At 61.7% G+C, this 17,973-nt stretch carries 13 protein-coding genes; 5 read left to right on the top strand and 8 right to left on the bottom strand.

All coding sequences use genetic code 11. The features are described 5' to 3' along the window. Positions 1–23 precede the first annotated feature (23 nt). The 5 genes from LAQ74_RS17915 to LAQ74_RS17895 are packed head-to-tail and all read right to left on the bottom strand — an operon-like array spanning position 24 to position 6,206. On the bottom strand, positions 24–1,187 hold the full coding sequence (locus tag LAQ74_RS17915; RefSeq protein WP_224337448.1) for an oligopeptide/dipeptide ABC transporter ATP-binding protein: 1,164 nt from the start codon (positions 1,185–1,187) through the stop codon (positions 24–26). After that, complete coding sequence (locus LAQ74_RS17910) at positions 1,184–2,221, bottom strand: ABC transporter ATP-binding protein (RefSeq protein WP_224337446.1); 1,038 nt, start codon at positions 2,219–2,221, stop codon at positions 1,184–1,186. The genes LAQ74_RS17915 and LAQ74_RS17910 overlap by 4 nt, the downstream gene beginning before the upstream one ends. Beyond that, the gene (locus LAQ74_RS17905; RefSeq protein ID WP_224337444.1) at positions 2,218–3,288 is read right to left on the bottom strand and encodes an ABC transporter permease; all 1,071 of its coding nucleotides are present in this window, start codon (positions 3,286–3,288) and stop codon (positions 2,218–2,220) included. The genes LAQ74_RS17910 and LAQ74_RS17905 overlap by 4 nt, the downstream gene beginning before the upstream one ends. Continuing rightward, on the bottom strand, positions 3,275–4,285 hold the full coding sequence (locus LAQ74_RS17900) for an ABC transporter permease (RefSeq protein WP_224338069.1): 1,011 nt from the start codon (positions 4,283–4,285) through the stop codon (positions 3,275–3,277). The genes LAQ74_RS17905 and LAQ74_RS17900 overlap by 14 nt, the downstream gene beginning before the upstream one ends. Positions 4,286–4,325: 40 nt before the next feature. Continuing rightward, positions 4,326–6,206: an ABC transporter substrate-binding protein gene (locus tag LAQ74_RS17895; RefSeq protein ID WP_224338068.1), complete on the bottom strand. Its 1,881-nt coding sequence runs from the start codon at positions 6,204–6,206 to the stop codon at positions 4,326–4,328. A 219-nt stretch (positions 6,207–6,425) separates the two neighbouring features. On the opposite strand from LAQ74_RS17895, the gene LAQ74_RS17890 reads away from it, so the two are divergent. After that, positions 6,426–7,481 carry a TrmB family transcriptional regulator gene (locus LAQ74_RS17890; RefSeq protein ID WP_224338066.1) on the top strand — a complete coding sequence of 352 codons (1,056 nt, stop codon included), beginning with the start codon at positions 6,426–6,428 and terminating at the stop codon, positions 7,479–7,481. Positions 7,482–7,769: 288 nt separating this feature from the next. Next, a complete protein-coding gene (locus LAQ74_RS17885; protein ID WP_224338064.1) occupies positions 7,770–9,461 on the top strand; it encodes a glycoside hydrolase family 13 protein in 1,692 nt (563 codons plus the stop codon). 297 nt (positions 9,462–9,758) lie between these two features. Here LAQ74_RS17885 and katG read toward each other — a convergent pair whose 3' ends face one another. Beyond that, a complete protein-coding gene (gene katG / locus LAQ74_RS17880) occupies positions 9,759–11,936 on the bottom strand; it encodes a catalase/peroxidase HPI (RefSeq protein WP_224338063.1) in 2,178 nt (725 codons plus the stop codon). Between the two features lie 259 nt (positions 11,937–12,195). Here katG and LAQ74_RS17875 point away from each other — a divergent pair, with 259 nt between their 5' ends. Next, positions 12,196–13,053: a hypothetical protein gene (locus LAQ74_RS17875; protein ID WP_224338062.1), complete on the top strand. Its 858-nt coding sequence runs from the start codon at positions 12,196–12,198 to the stop codon at positions 13,051–13,053. Between the two features lie 168 nt (positions 13,054–13,221). On the opposite strand, the gene LAQ74_RS17870 is transcribed toward LAQ74_RS17875, so the two are convergent. Continuing rightward, the gene (locus LAQ74_RS17870; protein ID WP_224338060.1) at positions 13,222–13,878 is read right to left on the bottom strand and encodes a dihydrofolate reductase family protein; all 657 of its coding nucleotides are present in this window, start codon (positions 13,876–13,878) and stop codon (positions 13,222–13,224) included. Between the two features lie 363 nt (positions 13,879–14,241). Then, on the bottom strand, positions 14,242–14,523 hold the full coding sequence (locus tag LAQ74_RS17865) for a PadR family transcriptional regulator (RefSeq protein ID WP_224338058.1): 282 nt from the start codon (positions 14,521–14,523) through the stop codon (positions 14,242–14,244). A gap of 305 nt (positions 14,524–14,828) precedes the next feature. Here LAQ74_RS17865 and LAQ74_RS17860 point away from each other — a divergent pair, with 305 nt between their 5' ends. Then, on the top strand, positions 14,829–16,310 hold the full coding sequence (locus LAQ74_RS17860; RefSeq protein WP_224338056.1) for a PH domain-containing protein: 1,482 nt from the start codon (positions 14,829–14,831) through the stop codon (positions 16,308–16,310). Between the two features lie 2 nt (positions 16,311–16,312). Continuing rightward, the gene (locus LAQ74_RS17855; RefSeq protein WP_224338054.1) at positions 16,313–17,302 is read left to right on the top strand and encodes a PH domain-containing protein; all 990 of its coding nucleotides are present in this window, start codon (positions 16,313–16,315) and stop codon (positions 17,300–17,302) included. The last annotated feature ends 671 nt before the right edge of the window (positions 17,303–17,973 follow it).

Raw genomic sequence — 17,973 nt, 5'->3', positions numbered from 1 at the left:
GCGGTGCTACTCATCCTCTGGTCTCACTCGGAATCTGATTCGGTCGCGAAATTGGTCGACCGGTTCGCTCGGTCAAGCATCGCTTCGTCGGTCCCGTCGAGCGGTTCGCTCTCCCAGTACTCGTGGTCGGGATCCGACCGGAAACACGCCGCGCAGTGACCCCGGTCGACGTCGGTTCCGTCGGAGTCTCGTTCGATTCCGTCGCCGCTGTCTTCGAGTGTCGGGCTCTGTCGGGTACACACCTCCCGGCCGACCGGACAGCGCGTGTGGAACCGACAGCCCGACGGCGGGTCGACCGGATCGGGGATGTCGATGGTTCGAATCGGCGGCGCTTCGTCCATCGCCTCGTCGGGGTCGACGTCCGCCGTCGCCCAGCGGAGCACCTTCGTGTAGGGGTGTTTCGGGTTTCCGAGCACTTCGTCGGCGGGGCCGATCTCGACCAGCTGACCGAGATACATAATGCCGATTCGCCCGCCGGATTTCTCGGCCAGATATCTCGCATTCGAGAGGTTGTGCGAGATGAACAGGAACGACGTGTCGAACTGGTCCTGCAGTTCCAAGAGGAGGTCCATCGTCTCGACGCGCAGCGAGACGTCGAGCGCCGACACCGCCTCGTCGGCCAGAATCAGGTCCGGGTTCATCAGCAGCGCACGCACGAGTGCGACGCGCTGTTGCTCACCGCCGCTCAGTTGGTGCGGGTATCGGTACGCGTAGTCGTCCGCCGGGCGCATCCCGACGCGCTCGAGCATCCGGAGGACGCGAGCGCGCCTGTCTTCGGCCGCCATCTCGGGCTGCCACCGCTTCAACGGCGCGGTGAGACTCTTCATCACCGTTCGATTGGGGTTTATCGCGGCTCCCGGGTCCTGGTGGATGATCTGCAGCGACCGACGGATCTCGGCGAACGGAATTTCGCCACCTCCGCTTTTGGCGTCCCAAACGTCCTGCCCGCGGTATCTGACGCTCCCGCCGGTCGGGCGCTGGACGCCGATGGCGGTCTTGCCGAGCGTCGTCTTTCCGCATCCCGACTCGCCAACGAGCGCGACGACGTCGTTGGACCCGATGTCAAGCGAGACGTCGTCGACCGCCCGAACGACGTCAGGGTCAGACCGGAAACTCTCGATGAGTCCCTGCTCCTTTTCGAAGTGAACTTCGACGTTCTGCAACGAGACGACGGGGTCGTCGCTCATCGGTCACCCCCCGACGTGACGGCATCGGAGTCGCTCCCCTCGACGACTGCCTCCCAGTGGAAACAGGCCGACTCGTGGTTCTCGGTCACGTCGTGAAATGGCGGTTCTTGGGCCCGACACTGTTCGTCTGCTAGCGGACAGCGCGGCGCGTACGTACATCCACTCGGGATGTTCACCGGGTCCGGTGCAGAGCCGGATATCGGCCGCATCGTCTCCAGAGACGCGTTGAGGTTCGGAACCGCCTGTAGCAACGCCTCGGTGTAGGGATGTGCCGACGTTCGGACGAGTTCCTCGACGGGGCCGACTTCGAGTAGCTCGAAGGCGTATATCACCGCGAGTCTGTCGGCCAGGCCCGCGACGAGCGGGAGGTCGTGCGTGATGAACACGACAGTAAGTTCGTACTTCTCCTTGAGATCGGAGAGCAGACTCAGTATCGACCGCTGCATCAAGAGGTCCAGCGCCGCGGTCGGTTCGTCCATCACCAACACGTTCGGTTCGAGGACGAGACTCAGCGCGATGAGCGCGCGCTGAGACATCCCGCCGGAGAGTTCGTGGGGGTACGAGTCGAGCACGCGGTCGGGGTCGAGATACAGATCCGAGAGCAGTTCCCGGGCGCGCCGCATACCCGCCGTCATGTCGTACCCGTGGGCTTCGAGCGTCTCCTCGAAATGCCCACGGATCGCCATCGTCGGATTGAACGAGCTCAGCGCCCCCTGAAACACCATCGAGATTTCCTCCCAGCGGAGTCGCTGAAGTTCCGACGACGAGAGGTCGAGCACGTCGACCGACTCGCCGTCTTTCGGGTGATACCACACCTGGCCGGTAGTCCGTCCCGAGTCCTCGACGGCGTCCAGCATCACGTTCGCGAGCATCGACTTGCCCGACCCGGATTCGCCGACGACACCGAGAATCTCTCGCCGTCCAACGTCGATGTCGACGGCGTTGAGTACCGTCGACGTACCGCGGTCCATCTCGAACTGGACGCTCGCATCGCGAACTTCGAGGATAGGGTCGCCTCCGTTCGACGCCGTCATCCCTGCATCACCCCTGCGGGAGCGGTTCCGTCTCCCTCGTTTCGCTCCGGCGGTTCGTCGTCGTCGCTCGTCGTCTTCGCGTGGCGAGCGCGAACCCGCGGGTTGAAGAGGCGGTCGGCGGACTGCGCGAACAGCGTCAGCCCCATCGCGAACGTGATAACTGCGAAGATGGGGGCGAGCAGCCAGTGAACCGCCGCCGCAGAGTTCACAGCTCCCGCGTCCGACACGGCGGTGTCTATCATGAGTCCCCAGTTCTGTGTGTCGGAGTTCTGCGGTAAGATACCGAGGAAGTACAGTCCGACCGACCCGAAGATTACTGCACGACCCTGCTTGACGAAGTTCATCGTGATGTATGGCATGAGGTTCGGAATGATGTCGACGGAGAGAATCTCGCGCGTCGGTACGCCCATGATTCTCGACGCTTCGACGTACTCGGCGTCTCTCAGCGTCAGCACCTGCGACCGGAGCGCTCTGGCGAGTCCTGCCCACGCGTTGACCGACAACAACACCCCGATGAGGTACGGGTTCGCCCCGATCTCGAGGACGGTGACGAGGACGATGACGAGCGGGAGGCCCGGAATCGTCAGCATGACGTCGGTCAGCGTCATCAACACGCTGTCGACGACGCCGCCTTTGTAGCCCGCGGTCGTTCCGACGATCGTCGCGACGATGACCGTGAACACGGCGCCCGCGGCGACCATCTGCAGCATGGGTCTTGTCGCGTAGATGACCTGCGCGAGGATGTCCTCGCCGCGGGAGGTCGTCCCTAGCGGGAATTCGAGCGAGTAGAACGCGCCGAGCAACACCGGCCCCTCCCCCAGGCTGGGTTCCGACACGATCAGCGGCCCGAACACACCGAGAAACAGATAGAAGCCGAGAACACAGACGGCGATCCGTGCTCGCCAGTCGCTCCAGACGATCCGCGCTGGCGTCATGAGAAGTTCGTCGGCCGTCTGTCTGTATCGCTCGGAGGACGATAGTCGCACGTCGGCAACCGTCTCGAAGTCGGACCCGCCGTCTGTCTGGCGCTCGTCAGCGGTCGTCCGTGGCTCGTCAGTACGCTTCACGAGAGTCACCTCCCTTCGCCCGCGGGTCGATTCTGCTGTAGGTGAGATCGGCGATCAGAATGCCGATCACGATAGCACACGTGATGACGATGAAACAGCCCATCAGAACGGGGTAGTCGCGGTTGTTCACCGCCTCGATGATACGGAAGCCGAGACCGGGATACGCGTAGATGCTCTCGAGGATGACCGACCCGTTGAGCATCGCACCCATCGCGATCATCAGACCAGTGTACATCGGAAGAATGGCGTTTCTCGCGACGTAGCGCAGCGCGATGCGTCGCTCCGGGAGTCCGCGGAGACGAGCGACGTGTAAGTAGTCCTCGCCGAGAATGCGGATGCTGTTTCCGCGCATGTCGAGCGCCCACCCGCCGAACGCGACGATCGCCATCGAGAGAATTGGGAGCGCCCCGTGGTAGAGGACGCTCGCGAAGAACTCCAACGACAGCCCCGGATCGACTCCGGAGGCGTATCGTCCGCCGGTCGGAAAGAGTCCGAGCTGGTAGGCGACGAACGTCAACAGCAGCAAGCCGACGATGTAGTCCGGCGTCGAGTTGAGCGTGAGCGATACGCTCGTCGAGGAGATGTCGAACAGACTCCCCTCGCGATACGCCATGAACGCTCCGAGGCTGATGCCGACGACGAACCCCAGAAACAGCGCCGACGACATGAGGAATATCGTCCACGGGATGGCGTTGGCGAGGATGTCGGCGACCGGTTGATTCGATTTGACGATCGACCGGCCGAAGTCGCCGGTGAGGATGCTCGTCATGTAATCGAAGTACTGGACGTACAGCGGTTCGTCCGGTACGATGTTCGTTTGCTGTTCGATACGGTACTGGATCTGGGCCGAGGAGAGTCCCGAGTTCCGTTCGAGCAGTTGCGCCCGAAGCCGGTCGACGGGACTGCCGGGCATCATCCTGATCAGGACGAACGACAGCGTGATCGTCGACAGCACCGTAATCGCTGCCTGGACGAGTCGTCTGAGTATGTAGTGCATTGAGTATCGTGTGTCCGAAAGTGGTCTCCAACGTCGTCGCCTACTCGTCGGTTTCGAGAACCGCCAGCGAGTCGATGAGCTCCGTCGGGTCGACGGTCCCACCCTCGCGAATATCGTCGTGAAGCGGCGAAACTTCGTACTCCTCGGGGAAGTTCGCGACCGACTGGAGGCTTGTCGAACCCCCGGTGTAGATGTGGTCGAAGTGGAAATACGGGTAGACGTGGTCGTAACTGGCCCACCCTTCGCAGGCGACGACGAAGTCGCCGTCGGGGAGGTCGGTGCCGAAGTACGCGCCGTTCTCCCGCGTGATCATCTCGCTCGCGACTCCGAAGTCGTTGAGGTTGCTGACGATCGTCTCGGCTGCCGAGACCCAGTCAGAGAAGCCCGACGGTACCTTTATCGGTACTTCCAAGCTGTTGCCGTTCTCGTCGACCCACCCATCGCCGTCCTCCGAGTACCCCGCTTCCTCGAGCAGCTCCGCCGCTCTGTCGGTGTCGTAGGCGTACTGGTTGAACTGGTCGGTGACCCCGTCGAGCCACTCGTCTTCGACTTTCCCGCTGAAGTCGCCCGTCAGCCCACAGGGGTACGAAACGCCGAGCTTCGAGTCGGTGTTGGCGCTCGAGTACTGGGCGACTGCGTCGCGGTCGACCGCGTGGGCGATAGCCTGTCGAACCTCGCGCTTCCCCATGTGGTCGTCGTCGTGTTGGAAGATGAGGCCCATTCCCCAGTGGCGCGGAAGCAACGATATCTGTACGTGATCCGGAAGCTGGTCGACCTGATTCTGCGGCATGAAAAGCGTCGCGTCGCCATCCATCTCGCCCTCCTGTAGCGACGTCCAACGGTTCTGGTTCTCCGGCATGAACAGATACTCGACGTTCTCTACTTCGACCTGGTCGGCGTCCGGATGGTCTTCGAACTTCGTCGCGAGTGCCCGGCGCGAATCGGCGTCCTCGAAGGAGAACGGACCGGTTCCGACCGGTTCTTCGAGCGTCATCGAGGAGAGCTCCTCGTAGGCTGCGGCTTCCTCGTCCTCGTTCTCCGCGTTGTCGTACAGTTCCACGTACTCGCCGAAGATGCTGTCCTTCGCCGCCAGGTACTTCGGCTGGAGCAGCGACAGGATGATCTGCTCGTTGAGTGTCTCGTTGAACTGTAGCGTCACCGAGTTGCCGTCGACACTCACGCTCTCGGCGACGTCGTCGACGTAGTCCGAGAGGCTCCCGCCGGTGTACATATCCAGTTTGATCTGGTTCGCGACGTCCTGCCCGGTCGCCTCGTCGCCGTCGTGCCAGACCAATCCGTCGCGGAGAGTGAGCGAGATGGAGTCGCCGTCGAACTCCCAGTCGGAGATGGCGTAGCCGTCGTACTCGGCCTCCACGATGTTGTAGCTCATGAACCGGTCGTACACCATTCGATCGACCTCCGCACCGCCCTCTGGGTTCCAGTCGTTGTACTGGGCGTCTTGGGGATTTATCCATTGCGCGAGGGTGAGCGTGTCGTCGTCGCCGTCGGCGGTCCACTCGCCCCAGCGAACGAGCCACTCGGTCGGCCAGTAGTGCATCTGCTCGTCGGAGTCCGGTTCGGGAACGTTCCAATCGTCGGTGGTCTGGAACGATTGGGCTAGCTTCTCCATCACCGGGAGCAGCGGGAGCTCCTGATTGGTGACGTGTGCGAGCTCCTGGATGGTCTTCAGTTCCTCGTCGGTGGCGTCGATGTTGCTTCCGGCTTCGTTGCCGCCGCCGGCGCTCTCGTTTTCGCTTTCGTTACCGCCCCCGCCACTTTCCTCGGAGTTGCTCGGACTCTGCCCACCACAACCCGCCAACAGCGTAGCTGTTCCCGCCGCGCCGAGTCCGTACAAGAGCTGTCGTCGGCCGAGGCGTCGTCCGTTCGATTGCTGCTTACTTCGCTTGTAGTTCTCTCTCATAGTGTTGTTCAATGATTACAATTCACCCTCATAAATATTCTGGTTGAAGTACTACTACTAGAATTTATATCGATTGTGCTCGTTGGGAATTGAAAGGAGGAACGCGAATGACGGCGTTGGTATATGCTAATTCAACCACATTTGCCAGAAAAATTGGACGATTGTATGATGAGGTTGGTGAAGCATTTATGAAACGTGGAGTAGTATCGGAGGACATCGATGGCGAAATCTGATCGGAACGGGGATACCGAACTGCGGCGAGAGTTGAAACTCTTCGGACTGTCGGAGAAGGAAGTGGACGCCTACCTCGCGATTCTGGCGCGTGGAGAGGTCACGACGAGGACAGTTTCACAGGACACCGACATCACGCAACGAGCGGTGTACAACATCGCCGAACGGCTCGAGAGCCGGGGGTTCGTACGGGTGAAAGACCACGCGTCGCCGACGACGATTCGTGCGATTTCCCCGAGAGAGGCCATCGGTGCGCTCTCCGAACGACTCGAGGCGATTACGCCTGCGCTCGAGCGACAGTTCAACGAGACGGAGCCGCAGTCACCCGAGATCCAGATCGTCAAATCAAGAGAGACCGCGATCAAACGCTTCAAGAACGCCATCTCTCGGGCGGAGGAGGAACTCATCGTGCTGGTTCCCGAGTACGTTCTCGACGAACTCGAACCGTCGCTGCGCGACGCGGTCGACCGCGGCGTGTTCGTCCTTCTGTCGCTGGGCGGACTCGATGCGTCCGACGCCGACGCCGACCGGTTCGACGGCGTCGCGAGTATCGTTCGTCACTGGAACGAGGAACTCCCGTTTCTCTACACCGCCGACAACCGGTTCGCGATGGTCGGTGACTCCGGTATGTTAGCCGGGACGCACGCCGACGGAACCGCCGTCGAGGTCGAGCAGTCGAATCTCACCGGTACCGTCCAAGGTCTTCACCTCGGTACGTACTGGCCCGCCTCGAAAACCCTGTACGTCGCCGAACCCGACCCGCTCCCGACCCGCTTCTCTTGCTTCCGCCACGCGGTGTTTCAGGCCACGTTACACATGCGAAACGGCGTCGAACTCCGCGCCGACATCGAAACGGAGTCGGGGGGACACCTGTCCGGTTCCGTCAGCCAGATCCGACAGGGACTGCTCGAACCGGTCACCAACGAGTTCACGCTCGAGACGAACTTCCGCCTGGAGACCGGAGACGGAGAGGTGAGTGTCGGCGGACGAGGGTCGTTCATCGAAGACCAGATCGGTGCCACCGTGACGCTCTACGAAGCGTGACACCTCGCTATTCACGATCGTGCAACCGCTCCGGTCAGAGTTCGTCGTTGATACGGTTGAGATTATAGAAGAACTAGTTCTTCGTGTTTCGGGATAGCTTTAAGTCACTCCCCGGTCCGAGATACAGTCTACAGGTACTCTCTTCGATGGAAAGCAATACGACGCCGAGAGGAAGATTCGACAGCTCCGCGCCGAGGCCGACCGATACCGAGTTCCGTCACCGGGGAGGGCCGGTCGTTCTCGAACGCCGCCGACGGACGGGAGACGGGGTCTGTAGTGGGGGCGGCGATGCCTGAAACGGTCGCCGGCGAGAGCAGGGAGTGGTGGAAGGAAGCGGTGTTCTACCAGATCTATCCGCGAAGTTTCAACGACAGCGACGGCGACGGCGTCGGCGACATTCCCGGAATCGAAGAGAAGGTAGCGTATCTGGACGCACTCGGCGTCGACGTCGTGTGGCTCTCTCCGGTGTACGAGTCACCGAACGCGGACAACGGCTACGATATCGCCGATTACCGCTCCATCATGGACGAGTTTGGAACGATGGACGACTGGGATCGGTTGCGCTCGACGCTTCATGAACAGGGAATTCGGCTCATCATGGACCTCGTCGTCAACCACACCTCGGACCAGCACGACTGGTTCCAGCGGTCGCGTCGCCGCGAGCAGGGGTTCGAGGAGTACTACCACTGGCGGGACGGCACACCCGACGAACCCCCGAACAACTGGGAGTCCTTCTTCGGCGGTTCGGCGTGGTCCTACGACGACGAGCGCGAGGCGTGGTATCTCCACCTCTTCGACGAGAACCAGCCGGATCTGAACTGGCGTAACCCGACGGTTCGCGACGAGATAACGTCGATGGTTATCTGGTGGCTCGAAAAGGGTATCGACGGCTTCCGACTCGACGCGATAAACCACCTCTCAAAGACCGAGGGGTACCCCGACGGCGACCCGGAAGCGGCCGTCGTCGGAGCGACCCATTTCACGCACGGTCCGAGAATCGAAGAGTACCTCCGTGAACTGCACGACGAGGCGTTCGCGAACTACGATGCGGTGACCGTCGCCGAGATGGGGGGCACGTCGGTCGGCGAAGCACTCGACTACCTCGGTGAAGACGGCGTCGGACTGGACATGATATTCCAGTTCGACCATCTGAGTGTCGACGAAGGACCCGACGGCCGCTGGGACGTGAATGCCTCCACCGACTGGCGACTGACCGAGTTCAAAGAGATCATCGACAGCCGACAGGAGGCGCTCGACGGCGTCGGCTGGGATCCACTGTTCCTCGGGAACCACGACTATCCGCGTCCGCTCTCGCGGTTCGGCGACGAACGGTACAGGACGGCGTCAGCGAAGCTTCTCGCGACGTTCTGTCTGACGATGCGCGGCACGCCGTTCATCTATCAGGGCGAAGAGATCGGGATGACTAACGCCGAGTTCGAAACGTTCGACGAGATCGACGACCCGATGACGGTTGGCACCGTCGAGGAACTGCTCTCAGCCGGGACCGTCGACTCCTTCGAGGACGTTCGTGAACTCGTCAACTACTGGAGCCGGGATCACTCGCGAACCCCGATGCAGTGGAGCGATGGATCGGAGGCGGGCTTTACGACCGGAGAGCCGTGGCTCGGCGTCAACGACGACTACGAGCGCGTGAACGTCGAGGCAGCACGTGCCGATGCGAACTCGATATGGGAGTTCTACCGGCGTCTCGTCGAACTCCGGAACGAACACGATGTCCTCGTCTACGGCGAGTACGAGCCACTTCTTCCGGACGACGACCAGTTGTACGCGTTCACGCGGACGCTCGACGACGAGGCGATGCTCGTCGTACTCAACTGGTCAGCGGAAGTCGCGCGGTTCGAGTCACCGACGACGGAACGAGCCGTCACGAGGACGCTCCTCGCGAACTACGATGACGCACCGACCGACCCATACGGCGAGACGTTTCGACCGTATGAAGCGGTCGTGTATCGAGAATAGGCACCGTCACCACGAACGCTCGAGTCCTCGCCGAGGACTCACGTCAGATGGACGACTTGAACTTCTGGTCGTTCCGGTGTCGGGGAGATACTCGACGACGCTGCGGTGCGCGCCGACCGCCTCGATGAGCGTCCGGAGGGCGTCGACGCGTTTCTGGACGGCCGGTCGCCGAGATTCGGGTGAGGGAGAGGTTCGACCACGATGTCGAATACAGGAGGTTTTGCGGGGGAGCGCCCCGAGACACCACGGGGAGGAGTTTGCGTACGGCCCCCGTTCAGCCGCTTCTCGAAGCTCAGTTCACTCGACGTCGAAACGGTCGAGAGTCATCACTTTGTGCCACGTCTCCGCGAAGTCCTCGACGAACTTCTCCTCTCCGTCGTCGGAGGCGTAGACGTCCGCGATGGCTCGGAGCCGGGCGTTCGACCCGAAGATGAGGTCCACACGACTACCTGCCCAATCGACTTCGCCCGTCTCGCGGTTGCGCAGCGCGTAAACCTCTCGGGCCTCCGAAGACGCCTCCTGCTCCATGATGTCTTCGGATTCCGAGGACGCTTCCCACTCGTAGTCCATATCCAGCAGGGTCGCGAAGAAGTCGTTGGTCAACGTCTCCGGCCGGTCGGTGAAGACGCCGAGGTCGGACCCCTCGTAGTTCGCGTTCAGCGCGCGCAGACCGCCGACCAGAACCGTCATCTCGGGAGCCGTTAGGTTCATCAGGTCCGCTCTGTCCACCAACAACTCCTCCGCCGATTGGTCGTTTTCGTCCCCGAGGTAGTTCCGGAACCCGTCTGCGTCCGGTTCGAGTACCTCGAAGGACTCGACGTCGGTCTGTTCCTGCGAGGCGTCCGTGCGTCCCGGTTCGAACGGAACGTCCACCTCGTACCCGGCGTCCTTCGCCGCCTGTTCGACGGCCGCGTTGCCGCCCAGAACGATGAGGTCGGCGAGCGAGACTTTCGTCCCGTCGGACTGCGAGCCGTTGAACTCCTCGCGAATCTCTTTGAGGGTCGAGAGCACCGTCTCCAACTGGTCCGGTTCGTTGACCTCCCAGCTCTTCTGAGGTTCGAGGCGGATGCGGGCCCCGTTCGCGCCACCGCGTTTGTCGCTGTCGCGGTACGTCGATGCCGACGCCCAGGCGGTTTTGACCAGTTGGGAGACGGAGAGCTCCGACGCGAGGATCTCCTCTTTGAGTTCGGTGATCTCCTCGTCCCCGATCAGGTCGTAATCGGCGTCGGGGATGGGGTCCTGCCACAGCATCTCCTCGTCCGGAACCTCCGGACCGAGGAACCGCGTCGGCGGGCCCATGTCGCGGTGAATGAGTTTGTACCACGCCTTCGCGAAGGCGTCCTGGAACTCCTTGGGGTTCTCCTGGAAGCGCTCGATGATCTCACGATAGTCCGGGTCACGCTTCAGCGCGATGTCCGTCGTCAGCATCATCACGTCTTCCTCCTCCGAGGGTTCCTCGGTGCCCGGTGCGGCGTTGTCGAGTTCACCGTTTTTCGTGGTCCACTGCCACGCACCGCCGGGACCCTTCTCGGGCTCCCACTCGTAGTCGAGCAGGTTGTCGAGGTAACTCGTGTCCCACTGGGTCGGCGTGGTGTTCCACGGCCCCTCGATCCCACTAGTGATCGTGTCGCTTCCCTTCCCGGAACCGTGACTGCTCTCCCAGCCGAGTCCCTGCTGGTCGATGGGGGCAGCCTCGGGCTCCGGACCGACGTGCTCGTTGGGGTCGTCGGCGCCGTGGACCTTCCCGAACGTGTGTCCACCGGCGATGAGTGCGGCCGTCTCCTCGTCGTTCATCGCCATCTTGCCGAACGACTCGCGGATGTTCTCCGCCGACGCCTCCGGATCCGGGTTTCCGTCCGGACCCTCCGGGTTCACGTAGATCAGCCCCATCACGGTGGCGGCGAGATTCCCTTCGAGTTCTCCTTCGGACTCGAAGCGCTCGGACGCTTCCCACTCGTCCTCGGGACCCCAGTCGACGGCGTCGTCGGGTTCGTAGGCGTCCTCGCGTCCCCCGGCGAAGCCGAACGTCTCGAAGCCCATCGACTCCAGGGCGACGTTCCCCGCCAGGACGATCAGGTCCGCCCACGAGAGTTTGCGGCCGTACTTCTGCTTGACCGGCCAGAGCAGTCGGCGGGCCTTGTCGAGGTTCGCGTTGTCGGGCCAGCTGTTGAGCGGTGCGAAGCGCTGGGTACCGCCGGACGCGCCGCCGCGGCCGTCGGTGGTGCGGTACGTGCCGGCGCTGTGCCACGCCATCCGAATGAAGAGCGGCCCGTAGTGACCGTAGTCGGCCGGCCACCAGTCCTGTGACGTCGTCATCACCGCTTCGATGTCCGATTTCACCTCGTCGAGGTCGAGTTTCTGGAACTCCTCGGCGTAGTCGAACTCCTCGTCCATCGGACCGACCCGACGAGCGTTCTGGTCGAGGATATCCAAGTTCAACCGATTCGGCCACCAGTCCTGATTGGACTTCGTCATCAGCGAGTAGTTACAACTTTCGCATGTTAAGATTGTCTATTCGGTAAGGAAATATTCGCTGGCACCCAAGAAGAGTATCGGGTTTGTGAACTTTTGTCAGCAACCAGTCCGCATCGTCGTTCGGTACGAGTCCCGAATTCCGTCGATTTCGTAGCGTCGATGAGCGCGACGAGAGAAACAGCGCAGCGACGTTCACCTGCGGCGACGATTCACGAGGTGAATCAGAAAGTATTCATGCTAGTTGTCTATCACAAACGTCATGCGACGCCGTCAGTTCCTCGCAAGCGGGGCAGCCCTCCTCTCCGTCTCCGTCGCCGGCTGTGTCCATCCCGCTGTCGTCCTCGACATGGACGACGCGACAGCGGACGACATCACCGACGAGGTTTCGATGACCCCCGAGTCCGATTCCGAAGAGTACACGCTCGTCACGTCGGCCCGTGAGAACGGATCGGCGACGCGGACCGGGCGGTACGAACTGTTCGACCGCACCGGCACCGTCCGGGTCGAGGATACCTTCTACGACGTTTCGGAGACTCGGCTCGAGAGCAGCGAGACGGAGGTCTTCGAGGTTCTCATCGATTTCGATCCGGACGATTCGACGTCGGAAGTCGGCGAAATCGAATACGACGACCTTCCGGAAACGGATCGACAACGTCTCGATATCGTCTTCTCCGAGGACCCTCCGACTGGTGAGGACGGATACGATGTCGGCGTCGACTACGGTACCGCCGAGGAGGTAGGGGACGAATCGGTGTTTGTCCCGGAGCGGCAGTACGACATCATCGTCGACGGCGAAGAGCGGTATCGAGTTGCAGTCAACTCCCGAACGGCGCCGGAGGCCGAGTACCGATACGAGGTGACGGAGGTCGCTCCCGACGTCGAGACGTTCGCCAATCAGGTTCGAACGCAGTACCTGTTCACACTCACGGATCTTTCCGACGCCGAACGTGCGGTCGTCGAGGAAGCGATCGACGGGGGGTACTACGAAGACGACGACTCGTTCCGGTCGGTGATCGACCGTATCCGAGCCCACGAGGGAGTAGAGATGGAGGATTTCTATGGAACGTGGCTCTTGGAGTACGAGGGTGTCGAGTATCTCACCTACGCCGAATGGTGAGCCGTCGGAGGCTTCGATGCGGTGCGTCGTCGACACGAGACATCGGGGCAGAAACGAGGTCAGATCACCGCAACACGACCGTTAGGAGCGAACCGACCGGTTCGGACCAGGACGATTTCGGGAACCGGGCATCGATAGTTCGGGGCGGTAACTCGATGGCAGATCGGGTTACTCCGCCACGTTGTCCAACGCAAACGAACCGTACTCTACCCCTCCCGCCCGCTCGAATCGGAGCATCTGGACCCCCGTACTCGACGTCTCGGCGTCGGTCAGTTCGAGGGCCGCAGGAACCGTCCCGTCCCCGAACAGCCGCTTTCCCACTCCGAGGACCACGGGAAAAATCCAGAGCCAGAACTCGTCGACGAGGTCGTGTGCGAGCAGCGTCTGAATCAGGTTCTGACTTCCCTGTACCATGATTACGTCCCCGCGCTCGTTCCTGAGGTCCTCGACGGCTTCCGCGACGTCACCCGAGAGGAGCGTCGAGTTGTTCCACTCCACCGAATCGAGCGTCCGAGAAGCGACGTACTTCGGCATCTCGTTCAGTTTCGTCGCCACGGGGTCGCCTTTCGCATCGACGTGAGGCCAGTGTGCGGCGAAGATTTCGTACGTCTTCCGGCCGAGGAGGAGCGCGTCGGCTCCGGCGAACTGGTCGTCCATGCGCTCGCCCATCCGCTCGTCCCAGTAGTTGACCGTCCATCCGCCGTGTTCGAATCCGCTGTCACGGTCCTCGTCGGGACCGCCCGGTGCCTGCATCACGCCGTCGAGAGTGAGAAACGTCCCCACGACGAGCGTCCCGCTCGTGTCGTCTGTTCGACTTTCGCTCATACGTCTCTCGACGCGAGATGAGGCGATAAAGCCGTAGTCGTCCGTACCTGACGGTCGGCGGGTCAGCTTCGCGTGGGACTGTCCGACCAGCGAGTGTCGTCAGCTACGGTACAGCAGTGCGGGACGATAGAGTTCGAGGATGGATGTCGTCGCGCGCGCCGCGGGGCGTGGTCGGTAAAATCGAGTTCAGCGCGAGTCGAGTGCAGAACCCCGCACGCGGCGACTCAAGTGGGGTGGAGAGCGTACAGTATCGACCGCTCGCTCCGAGTTGCTCTCCGTCGACGCGCCCACGTCAGACGTGCGTCTCTCTCGATCGAGGTTCACAAAAACCGGCCACCAACAACTCGCTCAACTAGAGACCGGTCAGGGCGTCGGGGAGATGTACTGCCGCTCCCACGACCGCCGTTCTCTGATCGCTTCGACGCCCTCGTCGGTAATCGCGTAGTAGTTCGTCCGTCGGTCTATCGGCCCTTTCTCGACGTAGCCCTTGTTGACGAGCGTGTCGAGGTTCGGGTAGAGCTGTCCGTGGTTGATCTCGCCGTCGACGTACTGTTCGAGTTCGTTTTTCACCTCCTGACCCGACGGCTGGCCGAAGCCCGATATCACGTACAGGAGGTCCCGCTGGAATCCGCTCAAATCGTTCATATGCCGATTCCCAACGATTCCGGATATAATGGTTCGCAATGTCATAGATAGTTGTATGTCCGGCCGAGAGACGGACGAACACGGATAGCTATCTGCGGGATGTCGACCACGGTGGACGATGGACACCCACTACCCGACGAACCGAGTACATAGCCCACAATGGCGCAGAGTGCACCCCACAGCCGCGACACTCAAATAATTTTGAGTTTCTTTTATAAAGTAATTTCTTTTCTACTAACTTATTCTCAAATCGTCATAGAGAGAAAACAAACTATTTGTATTATGTATTCAGAGGGACGACCGTAATGAAATTCACGCGCGACTGGCCTTCTCTCACAGTAACGGTCGCGCTCGTTCTCGCCCTCCTCACCGCAACCGGGTCGCCCGTCGCCGCGGCGGTCGTCGAGGAGCGTAACGAGCGGTTCACCGCTGTTCAGACGGAAGAGACTACCGCGACGGAAACGTCGACCGGTCAAAACACCACGACATCTTCGAACGAAACGACGTCGACCGACGAGTCGCCCAACGATTCGGAACCTCCGCAGGAGACCGACACGCCGACGGCGACACCGGTCCCCAGTTCGACCCCTGATTCCCACACGACCGACGAAGCGACGTTCGAGCTATCAAATCTCTCGGCTCCGAGCGTCGTCCGCCGCGGTGACGAGTTTCGCGTCGACGCGACGGTGACGAACACAGCGGGGACGAACGGAACGAAACTGGTCAACTACACCTTCGGCGGGAGCGTCGTCGACACGGAACGCGTCGCGCTCGACGCGGGCGAATCGACGCGAGTCACGTTCCGGTCCTCACTCTCGGAAATCGAGGACCGGCACGGGTCGGCCGCCCCGGGACCGTACGTTCACGGCGTCCGAAACGAGACGGGCGGAGGAGCCGCCGCCCGTATCCGAGTGACTCCCGATATCGACTTCACGGCGCAGACGTTCGACGCACCCACGGAGATCTCGAAGGACGACCCCTACGTCGTCCTCGCGACGGTCGAAAACCCCGGTAACACGACGATTACGAGGACCGTAGCGTACGAGTTCGACGGAAACGAGGTCGCAGCAAAGACCGTGACGGTCGACGCGGGCAAGCAGCGACAGGTCGCCTTCGAGATATCGATGGCGGACGTCGAATCGACGGTCGGGTCGATCGACGACGCGACGACGCACAACCACACCGTAGTCACCGGCGAATCGCGACGCGGAGGCGAAGTTCGAGTCGTGGAAGGACCGAGCGCCGACGCCTCGATGCTGGCCGTCGAACGGTTCCAGACGCCGAACGACGTCCGACCGGGCGAGACGGTCCAAGTGAACATGACCGTCCGAAACGTGGGGTCCAGTCAGTTCGAAGGCCAGCTCTCGTACCGCCTCGACGACGCGATCGTCGCCACCCAGTGGGTCCGCGTCCCCATGGGCGAGGAACGGACAGTCCGGTTCGAGGCGAGCTACGCTGACATCGAGCGCGCCGCCGTTCCGCTGTCGTCTCGCAGCACCGAGCACGGTATCTGGGCCGGTGATGAGTCGGTGTCGACGCGTCCGGTGACCGTTCACGCAGCCGTCGAGACGCCGACGGAGACGCCGCCACCGGCGACGTTCACCTCGTCGCCGGAGAACGGTTCGCCGCCCTCGTCACAGTCGTCACCGTCGGCGTCGAGTAGTGAGTGCGAGCGCGGTTTCTTCAGCTACTGCGGCGGCGCGTCGATGGACGAGACGACGCTCACGCTCGTCGGTATCGCTACCTCCGTGTTGGGAATCGCCTACGAGATGCTCAAGAGCCGATAACGATGTCACGAGGATTACCAGCGGTCTGGAGCGCGCTACTCGGTGCCCCGTTCGTCGCCGTCGGCGGTTACATCTACGAGTTTCAGGCCGCCTATCCGCTCGTCGCTGGGCAATCGGCTGCTCCGCCGATAACCGGCGTCCTGCTCGCTACTTTCGGTCTCTTCGTCACGGCGCTCGGCCTCTACGTGCAGTTCATCGGCGCACCGCCCGCGCCGGCGATGCGTGCGGACGAATCAGTCGTCGACGACAGAGACCCGGCCCAGCGGAACGCGCTCGCACAGGCGTTCGCGTCGATTCCGTTTCTGGCCGCCGGAATGACGCTTCTGTACTTCACCGAACGGCCGCTCGTCTATCCGACGCTGGCGCTCGCCGTCGGACTGTACCTCTTCTCGACGGGGATTCACCGCTACTGGCGGAACACACTCACGACGTACATCGTCACGAATCAGCGCGTGATGGAGGAGTATCGGTTCCTCTCGCTCGTCCGAAGCGAGATACCGATCGAGAAGGTTCGGTCCGTCGAGGAACGGCAATCCATGTGGGAGTCGATGTCCGGGCGCGGAAAGGTCCGCGTTCGCGCAGGGTCAACGGGCGGGTTGACCATCAGCATCGACGACGTGTACGACGCGACCGAGTTCGCCGACGTGATTCGGACGCAGTTGGGTTCTGACGACGCGCGTCGACTCGGGGCCGATACGGCGGTGACGATTCCGAACTCGCCGTCGGACGAGGTACAAGCGGTACGTGAGAACCAGTCGTCTCCGGCGATGGAAACGGCTAGCGACGAAGCGTTCACCGCGTCGAACGACGCGGAACAGGCCGAAATCGACGAGCACAACGATGATGACCGGGAGTCCGAGTTCGCCGGTAGAGGTCGCGACCGTTCGCGAACGTCGACGGGTCGCGTTTCGACGGGACCGGACGGTGAACCCGGAGTCGGTGAGCGAGACCACACCGACGAGGCGGTCGGCGGCCCCCGGACTATCGACTGATGTCAGCGAGAGGCTCACCCGTCTCGGAGCCGGATAGAAGTTCTTATATTGTGCAACACATGACCACGAGCCGACGACGAATTCGTTCACGACGACTTCGTCCACCGAGTGTCGGTTACTTCGTCGGTGAGAAGTAACTGAACGCCAACCGGTATCGAGTAGTCTTCGTCGCCGACGCCTCCGATCCCGAGTCGGTGGTAGACACACAGTCATTCGATAGATAATGGGCGAATCCGACAGCCGCCGAAGGGAACTCCGACCCGACCGCATCGTCGGAAACGGTTGCTCCAAGAGAGACGTTTCGAAGAGATCTTCCAGTAGTGACCGGCGTTCACGTCGAGACCAGGTATGTATAGTAGTGGAATAGATATGCAATTCTATATGGTTCGTTCGACGACGAGCCCATCGGCACCAGGGTGTTATCGGGGTCGACGTAAGAGAATGAATATAGTTGTTGTAACTACTGAACACAGCTAATGAACACTATTCGAGGCGGTCGATGTGGAGTGACCGACTCCGACACGGATTTCGTCCTCCGCGTTCGCGTCGTGTGAACATTTATCAATGCGGACGGCACGGGAGTCACGTTACCGGTTTGTTCGATTTTCGCACCCAGAGAGAGCGTCAACGGAGAAAACGTCCTCGAAATCCGCGCGCAATCGGACGAAGAG

The organism is Haloprofundus halobius (genome assembly GCF_020097835.1).
GTDB lineage: Archaea > Halobacteriota > Halobacteria > Halobacteriales > Haloferacaceae > Haloprofundus > Haloprofundus halobius.
The sequence above is the reverse complement of the archived record's forward strand: the minus strand, read 5'-3'. Positions and strand labels throughout refer to the sequence as shown.

Coding starts and splice junctions, on each gene's coding strand:
- LAQ74_RS17855 (WP_224338054.1), top strand. CDS start 16,313: ATGTCACGAGGATTACCAGCGGTCTGGAGCGCGCTACTCGGTGCCCCG.
- LAQ74_RS17875 (WP_224338062.1), top strand. CDS start 12,196: ATGCGACGCCGTCAGTTCCTCGCAAGCGGGGCAGCCCTCCTCTCCGTC.
- LAQ74_RS17900 (WP_224338069.1), bottom strand. CDS start 4,285: ATGCACTACATACTCAGACGACTCGTCCAGGCAGCGATTACGGTGCTG.
- LAQ74_RS17895 (WP_224338068.1), bottom strand. CDS start 6,206: ATGAGAGAGAACTACAAGCGAAGTAAGCAGCAATCGAACGGACGACGC.
- LAQ74_RS17915 (WP_224337448.1), bottom strand. CDS start 1,187: ATGAGCGACGACCCCGTCGTCTCGTTGCAGAACGTCGAAGTTCACTTC.
- katG (WP_224338063.1), bottom strand. CDS start 11,936: ATGACGAAGTCCAATCAGGACTGGTGGCCGAATCGGTTGAACTTGGAT.
- LAQ74_RS17885 (WP_224338064.1), top strand. CDS start 7,770: ATGCCTGAAACGGTCGCCGGCGAGAGCAGGGAGTGGTGGAAGGAAGCG.
- LAQ74_RS17870 (WP_224338060.1), bottom strand. CDS start 13,878: ATGAGCGAAAGTCGAACAGACGACACGAGCGGGACGCTCGTCGTGGGG.
- LAQ74_RS17860 (WP_224338056.1), top strand. CDS start 14,829: ATGAAATTCACGCGCGACTGGCCTTCTCTCACAGTAACGGTCGCGCTC.
- LAQ74_RS17890 (WP_224338066.1), top strand. CDS start 6,426: ATGGCGAAATCTGATCGGAACGGGGATACCGAACTGCGGCGAGAGTTG.
- LAQ74_RS17910 (WP_224337446.1), bottom strand. CDS start 2,221: ATGACGGCGTCGAACGGAGGCGACCCTATCCTCGAAGTTCGCGATGCG.
- LAQ74_RS17865 (WP_224338058.1), bottom strand. CDS start 14,523: ATGAACGATTTGAGCGGATTCCAGCGGGACCTCCTGTACGTGATATCG.